Annotated in this window: 15 protein-coding genes and 1 tRNA gene; 4 read left to right on the forward strand and 12 right to left on the reverse strand. The window is 47.6% G+C overall.

The annotated features are described in order from the left end of the window. Positions 1-6: 6 nt before the first annotated feature. The gene (locus tag ACM64D_RS14070) at positions 7-2,598 is read right to left on the reverse strand and encodes an Ig-like domain-containing protein (RefSeq protein WP_415063862.1); all 2,592 of its coding nucleotides are present in this window, start codon (positions 2,596-2,598) and stop codon (positions 7-9) included. Positions 2,599-2,932: 334 nt separating this feature from the next. Here ACM64D_RS14070 and ACM64D_RS14075 point away from each other — a divergent pair, with 334 nt between their 5' ends. Together ACM64D_RS14075 and ACM64D_RS14080 are read left to right on the forward strand one after the other, a co-directional pair. Continuing rightward, positions 2,933-3,307 (forward strand): hypothetical protein, encoded by a 375-nt coding sequence (locus ACM64D_RS14075; RefSeq protein ID WP_415063863.1) that lies wholly within the window; start codon positions 2,933-2,935, stop codon positions 3,305-3,307. Positions 3,308-3,442: 135 nt separating this feature from the next. Then, positions 3,443-3,516, forward strand: a tRNA-Cys gene (locus tag ACM64D_RS14080). 23 nt (positions 3,517-3,539) lie between these two features. On the opposite strand, the gene ACM64D_RS14085 is transcribed toward ACM64D_RS14080, so the two are convergent. The 8 genes from ACM64D_RS14085 to ACM64D_RS14120 all read right to left on the reverse strand — a co-directional run bounded on the left by ACM64D_RS14085 (position 3,540) and on the right by ACM64D_RS14120 (position 11,873). Next, positions 3,540-4,988, reverse strand: a complete 1,449-nt coding sequence (locus tag ACM64D_RS14085; protein ID WP_415063864.1) for an ATP-binding protein — start codon at positions 4,986-4,988, stop codon at positions 3,540-3,542. Positions 4,989-5,074: 86 nt separating this feature from the next. Then, entirely contained in the window at positions 5,075-5,953 is an 879-nt protein-coding gene (locus tag ACM64D_RS14090; protein WP_415063865.1) for a site-specific tyrosine recombinase, read from the reverse strand. Between the two features lie 139 nt (positions 5,954-6,092). Further along, the gene (locus ACM64D_RS14095; RefSeq protein ID WP_415063866.1) at positions 6,093-6,704 is read right to left on the reverse strand and encodes a hypothetical protein; all 612 of its coding nucleotides are present in this window, start codon (positions 6,702-6,704) and stop codon (positions 6,093-6,095) included. 141 nt (positions 6,705-6,845) lie between these two features. Then, positions 6,846-7,598, reverse strand: coding sequence for a hypothetical protein (locus tag ACM64D_RS14100; RefSeq protein WP_415063867.1), 753 nt, complete (start codon positions 7,596-7,598; stop codon positions 6,846-6,848). A gap of 444 nt (positions 7,599-8,042) precedes the next feature. Next, the gene (locus ACM64D_RS14105) at positions 8,043-9,245 is read right to left on the reverse strand and encodes a SpoIID/LytB domain-containing protein (RefSeq protein ID WP_415063868.1); all 1,203 of its coding nucleotides are present in this window, start codon (positions 9,243-9,245) and stop codon (positions 8,043-8,045) included. Positions 9,246-9,350: 105 nt separating this feature from the next. After that, entirely contained in the window at positions 9,351-10,100 is a 750-nt protein-coding gene (locus ACM64D_RS14110; protein WP_415063869.1) for a slipin family protein, read from the reverse strand. Positions 10,101-10,110: 10 nt separating this feature from the next. Beyond that, positions 10,111-11,385, reverse strand: a complete 1,275-nt coding sequence (locus ACM64D_RS14115; protein WP_415063870.1) for an NfeD family protein — start codon at positions 11,383-11,385, stop codon at positions 10,111-10,113. Beyond that, the gene (locus ACM64D_RS14120) at positions 11,382-11,873 is read right to left on the reverse strand and encodes a hypothetical protein (RefSeq protein WP_415063871.1); all 492 of its coding nucleotides are present in this window, start codon (positions 11,871-11,873) and stop codon (positions 11,382-11,384) included. The genes ACM64D_RS14115 and ACM64D_RS14120 overlap by 4 nt, the downstream gene beginning before the upstream one ends. A 148-nt stretch (positions 11,874-12,021) precedes the next feature. On the opposite strand from ACM64D_RS14120, the gene ACM64D_RS14125 reads away from it, so the two are divergent. After that, positions 12,022-12,228 carry a hypothetical protein gene (locus ACM64D_RS14125; RefSeq protein ID WP_415063872.1) on the forward strand — a complete coding sequence of 69 codons (207 nt, stop codon included), beginning with the start codon at positions 12,022-12,024 and terminating at the stop codon, positions 12,226-12,228. Here the strand turns inward: ACM64D_RS14125 and ACM64D_RS14130 are convergent. Further along, complete coding sequence (locus ACM64D_RS14130; protein ID WP_415063873.1) at positions 12,225-13,412, reverse strand: MFS transporter; 1,188 nt, start codon at positions 13,410-13,412, stop codon at positions 12,225-12,227. The two genes, ACM64D_RS14125 and ACM64D_RS14130, sit on opposite strands and share 4 nt — an antisense overlap. A gap of 77 nt (positions 13,413-13,489) precedes the next feature. Between ACM64D_RS14130 and ACM64D_RS14135 the strand changes: the two genes are divergently transcribed. Further along, positions 13,490-13,894, forward strand: a complete 405-nt coding sequence (locus ACM64D_RS14135) for a hypothetical protein (protein WP_415063874.1) — start codon at positions 13,490-13,492, stop codon at positions 13,892-13,894. Here ACM64D_RS14135 and murJ read toward each other — a convergent pair whose 3' ends face one another. After that, positions 13,895-15,457, reverse strand: coding sequence for a murein biosynthesis integral membrane protein MurJ (gene murJ, locus ACM64D_RS14140; protein ID WP_415063875.1), 1,563 nt, complete (start codon positions 15,455-15,457; stop codon positions 13,895-13,897). It abuts the gene before it with no gap. Next, positions 15,454-16,445 (reverse strand): helix-hairpin-helix domain-containing protein (locus ACM64D_RS14145; protein ID WP_415063876.1); only part of this gene is annotated, 992 nt, incomplete at its 5' end. The genes murJ and ACM64D_RS14145, both read right to left, overlap by 4 nt.

Genomic DNA, 16,445 nt, shown 5'->3' on the forward strand with positions numbered 1-16,445 from the left:
TTTCACTTACGGAGTAAAGACACAACGAAAGCCGATAAAAGAAGAGTCTGAACCAACGTAATTCGTCGGATAACTTAAAATAACTGAGAAGATACCCGCATACCATCCATTTCCCCAAAAGCCACCACGCATGAGAGCTCCTCCGGAACCACCACGCACGGCCCCGATATTTTGAACTGAATCGTAAGTGGCTGCCGAGGAAAATAATGCCTTATTGTTCGGCGAAAGAGTTGTATGCTCGTCCCACGTCGGACTGATCGCGGGATTCACTCCCAAATCAACATAGTTATCACGAGTCCATTCCCAGACATTTCCGCCCAAATCCCAGATGACTTCTCCATTGTTAAGCCTATGTGTGCGACGTTGTAAATTCCAAACGGTTCCAGTGCAGGACTCTCCAGTCCCCACACATCCATTGTCATCATTAGAGTCTGCAGCAAGGGCTGACGCTGGTAAATTATCGGTATGCCCACGACTAAACCCTCCTAAGCCCACTACGCCGCCTGACCAATTTGAGGGCACGGCCTCAATATTTCTCGCAATAGCCTGCCATTGAGCATTGGAGATCAAATCATACCGAACACCCAAATCTTTGCAAACCTTCCAGGCTCCCCCTGCGGTCGCAGCAGTATCTCCTCTGGAAATGTCGACCCAAGGCAACCCCGCCGCCGCTGACGTTGCCACTCCACCGACGTTTTTCATTTCATATTTTGCAACACAAAAATCTTGCGCGGCATAGCCCGCCAACTGAGGAACTCGGATATAATTGGGAGGACAATAAGGTGTCAGCCAATTTGACGACGGTGCTGACTCTCCGGTGTTACCCGCCACATCAACAGCGCGCACCTTGAAGTAGTACTGCGTATTATAGGCCAGAGACAAGCCGACAATACTTCCACCTGAAGTCAATGGACTCCAAGCGCCTATAGAAGCATTATCAGACGTTCGGAAAATCTGAACCTCGTATCCTCCAGCGATTCCAGCGCCTCCCGTACCATCACTCCCGACCCAAGAAAGAGTCGGCGTCTGACTAGCTCCAGACGGAGTGGCACCAAAACTAAGAGATGAAAAAGTCGGTGGACTCACGTCGGCAATCCAACCATCGCTGGTAACCACCGCAGATTCCAAACCCACCATATCAACTGTCTTAAGTTGCACCTTATAAGACGTATTTGTCGCCAAATTTAAACCTGTGACCGCACTGCCCGAGGTAAAGTCATGCCAATCTTTCATCACAGTACTGTCAGAAGCTCGGATGACACGAAGTTTTTGTTTCAGCACTCCACTGTGGGCATCAGATCCACTGGTAAAACTAATGACGGGGCTGGCAGAGAGATCACTCTGCGCGATGCCATCACTTATTCCCGTCACTGCGGCAGGCGCGGTATTATCAAGCTTTGCCGACACATGAGTCGTTGAAACATTTCCGGCGGTATCCATCGCTTGGACATGAAGATAATAAGTCCCTGTACCTGCGGCCTGAGTCGCCGTGGCCAATGAACTATAAGCCCCCGAGGGTATTGTTGTTGGGGTCGAGTCTATCACAAAACGATAGGTGCAAGTCTCATTACACCCCCAATTCCAGGTCTTGGAGGTCGTCCAGGCGTTGTCATCACCGAGGCCTGTAAATATCGGCCCTACCGTATCGTGAGTCCTTGTGAGATTTGCAGAAGCTGAATTTCCATTCCCCGCACTATCTTGCGCAACTCCAGCAGCAACACTCACTGTAACCGGTCCCTGCCCCGAAGGAGTGATCGTCGCTGTGTAGTCATATCCTGAACCCACCAAGCCGCTGGCAGTTCCATTCGTCACGGAGATATCTTCCAAAGAAAAACCTGTGACCCCTTCGCTGAAACTGATATTTACGGAAAAATTTGACGCATTAAATGGCTCAGATACTGCTGTAGAAAGCGTCACTGAGGGAGAAACTCCGTCATGAGTAATTGCGCTAGAGATACAGGCGGTTTCATTTAAAGCCCGGTCCCTGTATTTAACGTAGATGGTATTTTCCGAGTTTGCCGTCGCTAAGGTCGTCGTCAAACTGTCTTTCATACTTTGCCAAGAGCCGCCCGAGCTGCAAGTCGAATCCGTCGCTAGATAAAATTCACTCGCCCCTCGACTGGACAAGTTCAGCGTGACAAGCATTGCATTTGTCAACAGAGCTCCGTTATTGATTTTTATAGAGTTCTCTTGAGGAGCCAACGTATCGACTTCAAAATCGACGGAACTGGAAGCAAGATCTGCCGCTTGCCACTCTCCGCTTACCGAGCTTTTTCCAATCACACAAACTCTGTAGGCGCCGTCTGCAGAGGGAGTAAACCGAAACGGCACTCCCCGCGAGGTTTCGGAAAGAACATCATAATTCTGACTGCTACAAGAATCTAAAGAAGAAACCAAAGTCCACTTAAAGGCCGAAAACTCGCCCGTTTCAATCGGCAACACCGATACTTCCGAGAGAGAATTGGTGGGATTTTGCGCCGGAGAAAAATTTTGAAATCGAATGCTTGAGGACTGCGCTCGGCGAAAAACAGAAACCTCGGGCACGACATCCGTGCACGCTGTCAGCATCAGCAAAATAAGAAAGGCCAAATGCCTCACTTCGAGACTCCTGTATTCAAGCAACACTTCTTTTTTCGGATTAATTCGAAAAATTCTATACCGAATTGTTTATTAAAAATGCATACAGGCCCGTCCCCAATTCTCTCTTGAAAAAGCTCAAAACGAGACACTGCCAGCGACAACACCACATGTCGTCATGTCCATCGATCATTTACGGCACTCCCCACGCGCTTAAGCTCTTCAAATCGCACTCTATTTATCTGAGGATGGAACAAATATCGCAATGATACGAACCCGAATGCTATTTAAAACAATCAAAGGAGTCTCTATGTCCCCAAAAAGTATTCTCTCTGCTCTAGTTGGAGTTTTATTGATGTCTTCTGTTGCATCCGCACAGTCTTTGGTTTGCGCACTCAAAGTGCAATCCCAAGGAGTCACAAAGTGTGAAGCGAGTATCATCAGCAGTATCAACGGCGGAACTGCCTTCGGCGGGATTGGCGCCACCATGGCTATTCAAGCCACTAAAAAATTGAACGTTTTTAGCACTGTCGCCGTGACCGATAGTGAACATCTGGAGCAACACATTCGCATTGAGGAAAATGGATCTCACGATCTCACGTCTTCCTCTTCGCTGTTCACCTCTATCGGTTCATTCACAGTCCTTGAAGCCAAAGGAGTGGGTGCACGTTTGCGCTGCATGCCTTTCACTGGCTCTGAAGCTGAGGCCAAGGTGTTAATCTGTCAGTAACACCCCCGGGTACCCTGGAACGACGACCGCCTCAGTTTCTTCCAAACTGAGGCTTTTTATTTTTACCCATAGGTCCACCTTGTCTTAGGCATTGACTTGGGACCGTTCCGCCCGTAGATTATAGATCCTCTATGGGGTGGTGTAGCCAAGTGGTTAGGCCGCGGTCTGCAAAACCGCTCACGCCGGTTCAATTCCGGCCGCCACCTCCAAATTCCTTTTAAAAATCAAATAGCTATCCTCCCAGTCTTTTTAGGGCTTCAAACGGAACGAACGTGATCTTAAGGGCTTTTTCGACATGGCGAGGCTCCAGTTTTTCCTCCAACTCCAGATCCGCATAAGACCTTGCAACTCGAAGCGTCGCAAGATCCCGTCGCCTTGAGGCCAACTCTTTAGGAAAGAGCTCGTTCATATAAAAGCTGGGTAGATCCCTGATCAGCTCCTCCCACGTCCAGCGCCCCGAGGCCTTTAAAAACCGAGGATCCTTAAGAGCCAGGGATCTTCGAAAAGCGCGAGCGGATTCAAGATCTTTGAGGATTTCCATTCCCGAGACCGACTTTCCCGTCTCTCGTTTTTGGGTAAAGAAAATCACCTGGAAGCGATCCACCAACGGCCCCGACAACCTTTCAGCATAAGACTGACACTTTCTTAAGGAGCGTCCACACACCACTTTACTTTGTGGCACCCAATCCCCGCAGGGACAAAGATTTGTTGTGGCCACCACCAAAGTCTCCGTGGGGTGCTCTTCAACAAATCGCCCTCGTCGTAAACGAATGCGGGACTCTTCCATCGGTTCACGCAAAGCCTCCTGAGCGCGAGGATGGAACTCCAAAAGTTCATCCAAAACCAAAACACCTTTGTGCGCCCGCGACACTTCACCACGACAAAGCGGCACTCCCCCACCAATCAAACCGAGGGGCGATATGGAATGATGGGGGAGCACCAGAGGACGCCAATTTAATTTTTCATTTGAAAACTCTTTGTTGTTACGAAGAATCTCTGCCATGTCTGAGGGGGATGGCTCATGCAACAGAGACAATAAGGATTTTGCGAAAGTACTTTTCCCGGAACCTGAGGGGCCCGCCAATAAAAGAGAATGCTCCCCCAAGGCCGTCAATCTCAAAACCTCCGCCTGCCTTTCTGGAAACTCCAGATCTAAACCAAAAGAGGGGCGCTGCAGTTCATATTGCTTTAGGACGGCGGGAACAAAATCAGGTGACGGAGAGTCGCGAAGCTCTTGAAGTGTGACTCGAGGAAAGGAGGCTTGAGAATTCGCGGACCTCCCTGTCCACACAAGGTCTTTGCTAGCTTCAAAGTCCTCCACAAGATCTTCGGGCTCAAACACCTCCCCATTCAACGACAGCTCTCCATATACCAACACAGAATCTTCTGTGGGCTTGGGAATTTGTTCACTTTCCCACAGCAATCCCAACGCCACTGCCAATTCCAGCCCCCGAGAGCTTTTCTTAAGATGAGAAGGACGAAGATTAACCAAAACCTGCTGAGCTTTGGGAAACTCATAACCTTGGGAACGAATGGCGCTTTTAATACGGTGAATACTTTCTTTGATCACCTGATCGGGCAACCCTAAGAATTGAATTTGTGGAAGCCCCGGAACAAAACTCAGTTCAACTTCCACAGGAACAAGACGATCATTTTCGCGAATAAGTGATTGTATTTTCATGACCGACGATCTGAGCAAAAAAGATCGCGGCTTAAATTGAAAACAAAGAGCCTCTCACGGAGAGGCTCTTTCGAGGTTCGGACGATTTACTTTTCTACTTCCGACATTTGTGAAAGAGGATGATGCTCTTCAATCGTGCGCGACATGGTGTTGGTCGTCACATTGGTATAAATTTGGGTTGTTTGAATACTCGCGTGCCCCAAAAGCATTTGAATGGAACGAAGATCCGCTCCGCTTTCTAAAAGCGCTGTCGCACAACCGTGACGGAATCTGTGAGGATTTACCGGTTCAGCAAAACCTGCGCGTGCCGACCATGCCGCCAACCAACGCCACACATCCACGCGTGAAGGACGATGACCTCGATCATTGATTAAGATGGAAGGAGAGTTTTCTTTTACCAAAGAAGGGCGATGCTCTTTAAGATAATGAGACAGGCTTTCCGCCAATTTTTCTGTCAAAGGCACCAAACGTTCCTTACTACCTTTTCCCAAAACTTTAATCCAACGATCCGTAGCATTAAAATCGATGATATTCAGAGAAATCAATTCTGAAACGCGGCATCCTAAGCCATACAAAAATAACAAGGTCAGCTGATTGCGAGCTGTTTTTGCCGTATCCGCCCCTTCTGCCGCATCAAAAAGTTGCTGGAACTCTTGAGGAGTTAAAACCTTTGGCAAACCCACCTTTACTTTCGGTGGTCGAAGCTCGCGAAGTTCGGGGCACTTCATGCCACGCGACTCACAGAACTTAAAGTACGTGCGTAAAGAGGAGATCACTCGCGCCTGAGAGCGAGTGCCGAGTTTATTTTTCTTCATAAACTCATAAAAGCCACTGACTGATTTATTGGTTTTGCGGTACTCGATATAGAGTTCCAGGTCACGGCGATAAGCCATCACCGTATTCTGAGAACGTCCTCGTACATTTTGCAGTTCATCAAAGAAGTCGATCCAAAGAGGTAATTCCATACCTCATTACACCTAGACTTTCCTCTAAGTGCAAGAATTATTATGTAAACCGATTAGGACCCTTGAGAACACACAAAATAAAATAAGCTCTGAGGAAGATCCGCAGAGCTTATTTAGTCACCCGAAGACTTCGGATTTCTTAGTTGAAGTCACCAAAGAAAGTGGAAGAGCACACATACCCATTCACTTTGACGATGCTCACTCGAGCGTAAAGGCGTTGACCATTCTGCTCTAACACACCACCAGCCATAGTGTTAAGAGGGCCATCGATACGCATCTCAATGCCACCAGCGATCATCACAGGAACCAGCACATCTCCACCGGCCATGCCCATCTGTCCTACTGAGTAAGTTTGCACAGTATAAGTACCGGGTTGAATGATACAGCCACTACCCCAATCTTGCTGAGCCTGAGTCACTGTCATCTGACCCTGGATTGCGATCGGACCTTGATAGTTACGATAGATGTTGCCAGATGCGTTAGCGACGATGCCAGTAGACTGACCGTACATCTGCATGTTCGAGAACACGACGTTGCCACTTCCGCTTTGCATTTGGAAAGTCGTTAAAAGCACCGGGCTTGAAATGGCGCCGCAGTTACTGCAGCCATTTCCGTACACGGCTGTAGTCACTCCAGATCCGCCACCATCTTTGTTACACGCTACTAGCGATAAAACAATTCCCAGCGCCGCGAAAGCTCGTGTGAAATACTTTGCTGGAAAACTTAAAGTCTTGTTGTTAAGTGTTTCCATATTCTCTCTCCTGTTTAGTTTCCTTTAAAATTCTTCTAAATGTTTCGTTCTACTTCAGCTTCCGCGCTTAGCGCTTCCGCTCTGTGCGGCTGCCGCCGCGGTTCTACTTCAGCTTCCGCTCTGTGCTGCTACCGCCGCGGATTACTGGTTAAAGATGGCGGCCTTTGACAGTCCGCTGAAAGTTCCAAGCTTTCTATAACCGTCTCCAGGGTATACGGAGTTTTTATCAATCACAGCGGAAGCACGGCAGTTGTAGGGACCGCTGTAGATGTACCAGCACTTTCTGTAAGGCGATTGCTGCGCATAAGATTGTGCAAAGTTTTTGTAGTATACAGAACCTGATACATATCCAGTGCCTTGCGCATCACCTTGGTTTACGTAGTTATCGATCACCAACACAATCGCACCGTAAGCATCCTGGAAGAAAGCTGTGAAGTAGTACTGGTTGTTGATGATAAACCATCTGTTAAACTCTGCTTCCATCAAACCCGCATCTTTCAGTTTATAGATATCTTGGTTTGTTCCAGAACCGGCCTCAAACTTACCTTCATATTGGTAGCCAGTATCCACATAAGAAAGCTTTACGGAGCCGGCGTAACGACCGTTACCTGCACTTTGCAAATCAACAGTGATCTTAAAGTCGGAAGGATTGTTCAAAGGGTGCATCGCCACATAAGAGTTAAACTCTGAGATCGATACAGGAACAAAAGTCGCTGTCTTACTAGATGTTGAAGTTGATGAGGAAGTACTAGTTCCATCTGGAGAGCCTGGAATTCCACCGCTCACTACAGTTGTAGTGGAATTGGCTTGCAACTCTGTATTCTTCGCACAGCCCACTCCCACAAGGGAGAATGCCGCCAGAAGGTAGATCAGTTTTGAGTTGAACGCTTTCATATCAGCCTCTCTTAAAAGGTCCGGTTTAATAGGAGCCTCTTGCTAAGACTTCTTTGCGATGCCTGTGCCAACTAGGAGGGATAAGGCTAAATACATAAAACCATTAAGATTTACATTGATTTCTCAGGCTGAAACAAAGGGGGTTCAGCGTCAAATGTCTGCGGAAGAAGCGCAAAAAGGGCACTCTGTCACATCTTGAGATGCATAAAACTTCGACGATAAACAAAATATTTAAGATTTTTCCTCATCTTACCGAAATGGGAATTGTATCAAAACTATAAAGGAATATGTTTATGACAGTCTCAGCAACAAACGTCTTGATTCTAGGTGCGGTCTTCATGTTCGCGGCTAGAGTTTTTTTGGCGTTCTAAGAAAATAGATCCTCTTAAAACTAAAAAAGGAACTCGTTCGAGCTCCTTTCCGGCATTTCTTTTTTCTTTCTTCTTAATTTAATAGCGCTAATGGATAGTAATGCTTCAGAATCTGTCTGTAGCTCTGACCGCTTTGCCCTAAATAACGACTGCCCCACTGACAAAGACCGACTCCGTGCCCATATCCCTGCCCTTGAAAAAGAAAACTTTCCCCAATCTTCTTCATTTCAAACAAAGAACTGCGTAACTCTTGGAAACCCAGCATTTGGCGAAACTCGTTAGCGGAAACCATCTTCGTGGGCGCCCCGTTGAAAGCAACCCGAACTGCTTTCACCCGCTTCTCTGAAGGCACTTTGATTAAATCTAATCCCGAAATATCCGCGACACGCAAACGACGACTCAACTCATCCTTGCTTAAGGTCAACTTCCAGTGGGCTCGAGGGTTGGTAGGACAAGCGCTATCTACAGCCACTCCAGCATTCACGTTGGTATTCCAAACATTCTTCGCTGTGGTGGTCTTCCCCCCACAGTCAGAGTGAAAAAACGCTTTTAAAACTTGGCCTTTGTTCGCGTAAAGCTTTATACCCGCAGTTTCACGAACCGCCTGAATGGCTTTTTTGATCAATGGATCCTTTTCATCCCCATCAAGGACATGACGAAACACCTGATCCAAGACACTGCTTTCTAAGTGGAAGGGTTGATTCTTACGTTCTTCCATCACGGCCAAAGCATATGAGCGGGCGGCAACCGCTTGAGCTTTTAAAGTCTCTAGAGGCCATGACAGTGGCATTTCACTGGCTAAAACGCCCACGACATATTCATCCAAAGGAACGACCCCAACAACGTCCACCTTATCTTCAGAGTTTACACTTAAAAGAACGCGCGAGGGTAAAGTCTTATCCCCAGAACGAAGATTCTCCCCTTGAATTAACAAATACTTTTCCGAAAAAAGACGCTCGGGGTCCTTGTTGTTGATACGCAAGGCCCAAATCTTTTTTCCTTCTTTATCCATCAAACGGACTTCGGCTTCAGTTCCAAAATCCAATGCATTCAAACTTCTGCGCGCATCCCCGGCGGGAATAGACACTTGGCGATAGGGCTGATTGAGATTTTGAAAACGAAGACCCAATCCCGTGATCTGGATTTTTTTGGAGCCTTTTAATAAACGCACCCGAACCACTTCCGCCTCAGGCTTGGGGGCCTGGGTGGACTGCGCATCGGAAAGAAAACTGACATACACAAAGACGAAACACAAAGATGCCCAAATCAGTTTCACCACCACTCCATCCGTAGAGATTTCAAAACTGCCAAAAAAACAAAAAGGACAAGGCTTCCTGCCTTGTCCTTCTATTAAACCGCAATCACCTGCGAGGATGAAAGTCTAGTTTTGTTTTCCGTCCCCTAAGAGCGGCTTAATGATGTCTAGCGGCAAAGGGAAGATAATCGTATTGGATTTGTCTCCCGCAATTTCCGTCAGCGTTTGCATATAGGCCAACTGCAACGCCGAAGGAGATCCGGCCAAAGTGAGAGAAGCTTCCTGCAACTTCTGCGCTCTTTGCACTTCCCCTTCCGCGCTAATGACTTTAGCACGACGTTCCCGCTCTGCTTCCGCCTCTCGCGCCATCGCCCGTTGCATTTCTTTAGGCAGATCGATCTGCTTCACTTCAACCATGGTCACTTTGATACCCCACGCCTCTGTGTGCTTATCCAAAATGCCTTGCAAAGCCGAGTTGATCTTATCGCGATGAACGAGCACATCGTCCAAAGGATACTGTCCCATCACAGAACGTAATGTCGTTTGCGCAAGCTGACTGGTTGCAAAGTAGTAGTCTTCAATTTTTGTGATCGCCTCTAACGGAGAAACCACCTTGAAGTACACCACGGCATTCACCTGCATACTCACGTTGTCTTTTGTGATCACATCCTGAGGCTGCACATCCATCGCGACCGTGCGCGTGTCGATTTTAATCATGCGCTCCACAAAGGGAATCAACAAAATCAAACCAGGGCCACGAACACCCACGGCTTTCCCTAAACGCAAAACCACGCCTCGTTCCCAGTCATTTAGAATCTTCACCATGGACGTCAGAATGATTCCGCCGAAAACCAATATTGCTATAATAAATTCCATCACTCTCTCCTTATTTCACTTTTTTCACATTTAAGGTCAGACCTTGCCGTGCCGTCACGTGCACTCGATCTCCGATTTGCAGGGGATCTTCAGAAACAAAGTTCCAGGTTTCTCCCATGATATGAAGCTGTCCCCCATGCCCGGTGCTGTCGATGGCGCTCACCACCCCGTCCTTGCTCATAAGATCTGCATCCGTATCCTGAGTCTTCAACCTGATAGTTCTTAATGCTAAATACCCGATCCCCAGAAGGAAGGCCGCAAGAACTGCCACCACGGAAAAAATCAAAGAAATCGGAAGAGTGTAGCCCGTGGTCTCGGCATCAAAAAGAAAAAGACTTCCCACAAAGACAGACACCAAGCCTCCAATTCCCAATGCTCCAAAACTGGGCAGAAAAACTTCCAATACCAAAAAGGCAATCCCCAAAAGAATCAAAGCCAAACCTCCCCAAGCCACTTCCAATTTATGGAAGGCCACCAAGGACAACACCAATCCAATTCCGCCAATGACTCCCGGAGCAATCAAACCCGGATGAGTGATCTCCACATACAACAAAGCCAGACTTCCCATAAACAACAAGTAAGCAAACTCAGGGTCTGCAACAAAACTTAAAACCTTATAGCGAAGATCAGGCAGGAACTCTTGAAGGTCGCCAACAATCACCACCGTTTCTTTTTTATCATCGATAAGAACGGAACGATTTTGAGCTTGCTGTAAAAAATCTTGTTCGTTGGTGGCCAGAATATCCAAAGCTTTCTCTTTGTGAGCCTGCTCACTGCTCAAAGCCTTGGCCTCGGTCACAATCTCTTTGGAAAACTTAAGGCTGCGTCCGCGAAGTTTGGTCACGCCTTCAAGCCAACTGACCGTATCGTTAATAAGTTTGTTGCGCAAATCTTCGGGAGTCTTTTCTCCCGTCCCTAAAATCGGAGTGGCGGCTCCAATGTTCGTTGCGGTAACACCCCCATTCACATGACAGGCCTGAAGGATGATCGCCCCGGCACTGCCCGCATGTCCTCCGCTGGGAGTTATCAAACACAGATAAGGAATGGGGGAAGCCAGAATGCGCTCAACAATCAATCGCGTGCTCTGCAAACTTCCGCCGGGCGTGTTCATACGCACATAGATCGCATCACATTTTTTATCCAAAGCTCTTTTTTCTGCCCGCTCTAGATAGTCCGAGGTCGACGCCGAAATGGCTTCGCTAATGGTCACCGCTACAGTGCAAGATGCTTGTGCAGATTTCGCATAAAAAACACTGAGACAAAGAAGCAGCCCGAGAAATCTCATAGCGCCAGTTCCTTCATCACTTTTTGCAAATCGTTCCACACCACTTTTTTGGCCCCCGCATCCTCTAAGAGGTAAGCCGGGCTGTAAGTTTCAATCCACTTGCCAGAACCTTTAAAAATCAACTCGCCAATATCTTTAGGAAAAGAACTGAAAACCACGACCACTTTTCCTTCACAGTGTTTTGCCAACTCTGAAGGCAACTGCGAACGATCTTCCACGGTGCAATCCAACTCCAGAGCTTGAATGTTCTTGAGTTTCATCGCTGATTTCATCTTCACAAACAAATCTTGAACTTCCGGAAGAAAAAGACTCTCTTTGGATTGCGTCAGAATATTGAGAAAGACCAACTCATAATGCTGAAACTCCCCAGGCTCAAAGGGGCCTTGAGGAGTATAAAACTGAGTTCGCACGGTGCCGCCTTCTGACGAGGGCAGCATGACATTTTGGAGTCCGAGGACCTCTTGGAGATACACAATGTAGTCTTTCATGGCCGGGATTTTACCTAGACCTAGAGCTATAGACCATTAAAACCGGCACTAATGCGGCGTTCAAACGCATGTGAAAAGACATTTCTTGTCTCAAGTTGAGACAGAAATCACCGATAAGGAGTCTATCGGTCATTTCAAAGGAGGACCCATGGAAGTTTTCAAATTCAATATCATTCCCACAGAAGAATACAATAAACGCGAAAACTTCCGCACATCGGTAAACAACTGCGACATCTGCGGTGGCGCTCTTGAATTTAGCTATCGTCAAATGGACGACCTCGCTGTTCTTCAAGAGGAATCAAAATGTTCTTGTTGTGATTCCGAAAAAGAGCCGACTCGTCATCGCATCAACTAGAGGGCCGAGCGTAGGCCTTTAGAAAAACCAATCACAGCCAACCCGATTCCTGCAGTGAAAAGAGCCATGGAGGTATTGCTGGTTTTTGCCATCGCCCCCCAGGTCACAGCCCCTAAGGCCATTCCCGCATAAAAGACCGCCAAAAAAACACCCAACATCGTCGCCTTCAAATTTGATTTCCCGGTGATCTGTCGCGAACTCATGTTCATCAAAGTCGCCAGCACCAACCACCCGGTTCCAGCAAAAAACATCGCCACACACACAAACCAGTAACCGGGCGCATATCCCAGCAAAAGAACTCCGAGGGCGTAAACGATATAAGAACCTGCCAAGGATTTTTGGGTTCGATGCGGCAGCATGATTTTTTCAGATAAGAAAGCACTCAGACAGGCCCCGAGTCCCAAGAAACCCAACAAAGAACCATACTGCCAAGAATTCAAACCCAACTCCACTCGCCCGCGCGTGGGATACAAAGCCCACAGTGAAGACGCAAAGAAGGTGACCAAGAAAATTTCCACCCACAACTTCATGTTGTGCAATGAGAACAGTGGAATCCAATCGTCGGGTTTAATCTCAAGCTGCTCCTTCTGCTCGTCAGAGCCCTTCACGGGCCACTTCCAAAAGAAAAGTATCAGACCTAAAAAAGAAAGACTGTTCACGAAAAAGGCACTGCCGGGCCCCAGGCCGCTAAGTATTCCTCCGCCAAGTGTTGGCCCCACCACTCGCGTGATATTAATCCCCATATAATAAACGAGCACGGCTTGGGCCTGCATGGGAGTTGGAACCAAATCCGTCAACACCGATTGAAAAGCGGGATTGGTCAGAGCAAAACCAACCCCCATCACAAGCGACAAAGCCAGAAGGCTGAACTCTGTGACCTGATCTTTCCAAACAAGATACGCTAAAAGACCAGCGGCAAAAAACATAAGTCCTTGCGCAAAAAGAAGGATCTTTCGTCGGTGCCCTAAGTCTGCCACATATCCAGCAGGAATGCTTAAGAACAAAACCGGCAAGCTACTTGTAAAGGATAAAAGCGAAATCACCAAGGGAGAGGTGCTTAAATGAGTCATCACCCAACTTGCCGCCACATCCTGAATCCAAGTACCTAAATTTGACAGGAAAGCACAAATCCAAAAAGACCTATAGACCGAAATTTTTAGCGGAGACCAGACTGATTCCTTCATGACAAGAGGATCATACTACGAAAAAACTTTGCGACCAATTTCTTATTGGGAAAAAATAGAAATTGCTGGAGGTGCTTATGAAGATTCTATTAAGTATTTTCCTCGTAATTTTATTCTGCTTCCCGAACCACGGTGCCGCCGCCCCCATGGAGATTTCCACCTCTTCGGATCACCTGAAAACTCAATACGATAAATACTACTACTATGACTTTGGAAATGTCCGGGTGAACTGGAGTGAGTACGCTGACATTTATCTAAAAAATACTGGGAGCCATCCTTTGCATCTTCGTGGCGTGTTCATTCAAGGTTCGGCATTTTGGGCCTGGAGCAACTGCCCCACCTGGCTGAGCCCCGGACAACGATGTCTGGCCCGTGTCGAGTTTAGACCCTGGACAAATGGATACTTTAGTGGACGCCTGCGTTTCGCCTTCCCTGACGGCAATATCTATGTGGATCTGTATGGTTGGGGCGATCGTTGGTGACTATTTAAGGCGGCGAAGAACCTTCTGCAAAAGGGCGTGCGCTTGCTCAACCTTTAAGGCGTAACCTAAAGAAAAATAGAGGACGCCATAGATGACCAGAGCCACCGCCGCCCGCGCTATCACATGAAGATGCTCACTTAAACCAAAGCGCACCACCAGTGCACCACAGCCGGCACTGACTATCGCTAAAGGCCACACCTTGACCTGATATTTAAGCGACAAGCCCGTGTGGCCGATTTTCTTATTCAAAGCCTGACGTAAGAAATAAAATTCAAGCCAGCCCGCGATGCCGGCCGCGATCGTTAAGCCCGGGGTGCCCCACTGAGCTTCCAATCCCAAAGCTTTTGGAACATAGAAACCAAACAACGCCCCCAAAAGGGTCGCAAAAATCACTCGCACGATGGCAAACTGCAAGGGCGTTTTGGTGTCCTTCAGTGAATAGAATGTTGAAGAGTAAAGCCGCCCCAGAGTCGAAGCCAAAAGGCCCACCGTGTACCCCGCTAAAACCATCCACACAAAATGAGTGTTATCTTTATTGAACTCTCCCGTCTGAAATACCGCCCCGACAATAAGATCCCCTAACAAAACAAAACCTACCACCGAGGGGATAATGAAAAAGGCAATTTGCTCAAGACCGCGATTGAGTCGGTCTTTAAGATAAGCATGAATCTCGTGCTCAGTCCCCGTGGCCTGAGACATCGCCGGAAGTTCCGCGGCCGACACACTCATTCCAAAAAGACTGACCGGCAAAAGATACAAAGTCTGGGCGTAAGCCAATGACGACACCGCCCCTGTGGGAAGCAAACTGGCCAACATATTATCAATGTAAGCACTGACCTGCACAACCCCCCGGGAAACCACCACGGGAGTGAAGTTTTTAAGAATCGTCTTCACGGGAGTCATCTTCCAATCTAATGAAGGAAAGATCTTTCGTCCCAATCGCAACGCCGAAGGCAACTGCACGACAAACTGCAAGAAGCTTCCTGCCACCAATCCCCACGATACGGTGATCGCCAGTTCAAATTGCCCTTGGCGTGAACCCCACATCACCAGAGTCGCGATGATTGCCACATTCCAAATGACCGGGGCCACATAAGAAAGGAAAAACTTTCGATGAGAATTCAAAATTCCCAAACACCACGCCGACATCACCAAGAAACCCGTTCCTGGAAACAAAATTTGGACGATACGGATCGTGAGATCTCTTTTTTCTCCAGCAAAACCTGGAGCAATAAGGTCAATTAAAAAAGGCGTGGCAAAAACGCCGACAAGCACCAACAGCGAGGTCATCAGGAATAGCAAGCTTCCCACGACGGAAGCCACTTTCGCCGCTTCCTCATCATGTTTTTTTGCTAAAAGTTGGGCATAGACAGGAATGAAACTGGCGGAAAGAACCCCTTCGCCAAAAAGATTCTGCAGAAAGTTAGGTATTTTCAACGCGGCCTTAAAGGCGTCCCCGGCATCCGAGTTTCCAAAAAAGTGAGCAAAGACGCGTTCGCGGATCAAACCCGCAATCCGGCTTAAAAAAATCCCTAAACCCACCAACAGGGCATGATTTTTCACTCTTCAACCTCGGTTTCTTCTTCTTCAGTTTCATTTAACTGAATCAAAATACGCTCGGCCAGAACTCGATTGAAGCCCTTTAATTGAGCGATCTCTTCTGGCACGGCCATCTTGATTTCATCAATAGAGTTGAAGTGAGTCAAAAGAACTTTCTTTCTTTTTTCCCCCAGACCCACGACATAATCGAGTTCGCTTTCCAAAGACGTATTTTCTCGCAACTTACGATGATAGGTAATGGCAAAACGATGGGCTTCGTCACGAATTCCAGTGAGAATATGCAAAGCTTCAGCATTATGCTTAAAGATGACAGGGTTTTGGCGTCCTGGAAGGAAGAAGCGTTCTTCGGTGGATTCCACCTCTTGTTTTTGAAAGTCACTTTCGGTGCGCGCTTTGGCGAGCCCCACCACCGGAATATCGCGACGACCGATCTCTTCTAAGATCTTCACCGCCTGCGCCAACTGGCCTTTGCCTCCGTCAATCACAATTAACTGAGGATCTTCGTATTCGGTGTGTTTAAAACGTCGACTGAGGACTTCATACATCGACGCAAAATCATTGATACCCTCAACAGTCTTAATTTTATATCGACGATAGTGATCCTTCGCGGGCACCCCTTCTTCAAAAACCACTTGGGACGCCACGGTCTCGGCCCCTTGAAAGGTCGAAATATCGTAACATTCAATACGGCGAGGCAATTCTGGCAAAGAAAGTTTATTTTTAATTTCATCCAATCCCCGAAGCTTTTCTTCGGACTTGGACACATATTTTAAGAAATGAGCTTTGGCGTTTTCATGGGCCATTTCGACTAGATTTCGCCCACGCTCATCCGTTGCAAAACGCACATTCACCTTATTGCCCGAACGTTCTTTGAGGACCTCGGCCATGAGTTTCGTCAAATCGTTGCCAATATCCAAAGGCAACAACACATCATCTGGGATAAAGTTGTCTTCATAGTATTGATTCAGGAAATCCACCAGCCATTCGCGAG

The organism is Bdellovibrio sp. (genome assembly GCF_047637665.1).
Classification (GTDB): domain Bacteria; phylum Bdellovibrionota; class Bdellovibrionia; order Bdellovibrionales; family Bdellovibrionaceae; genus Bdellovibrio.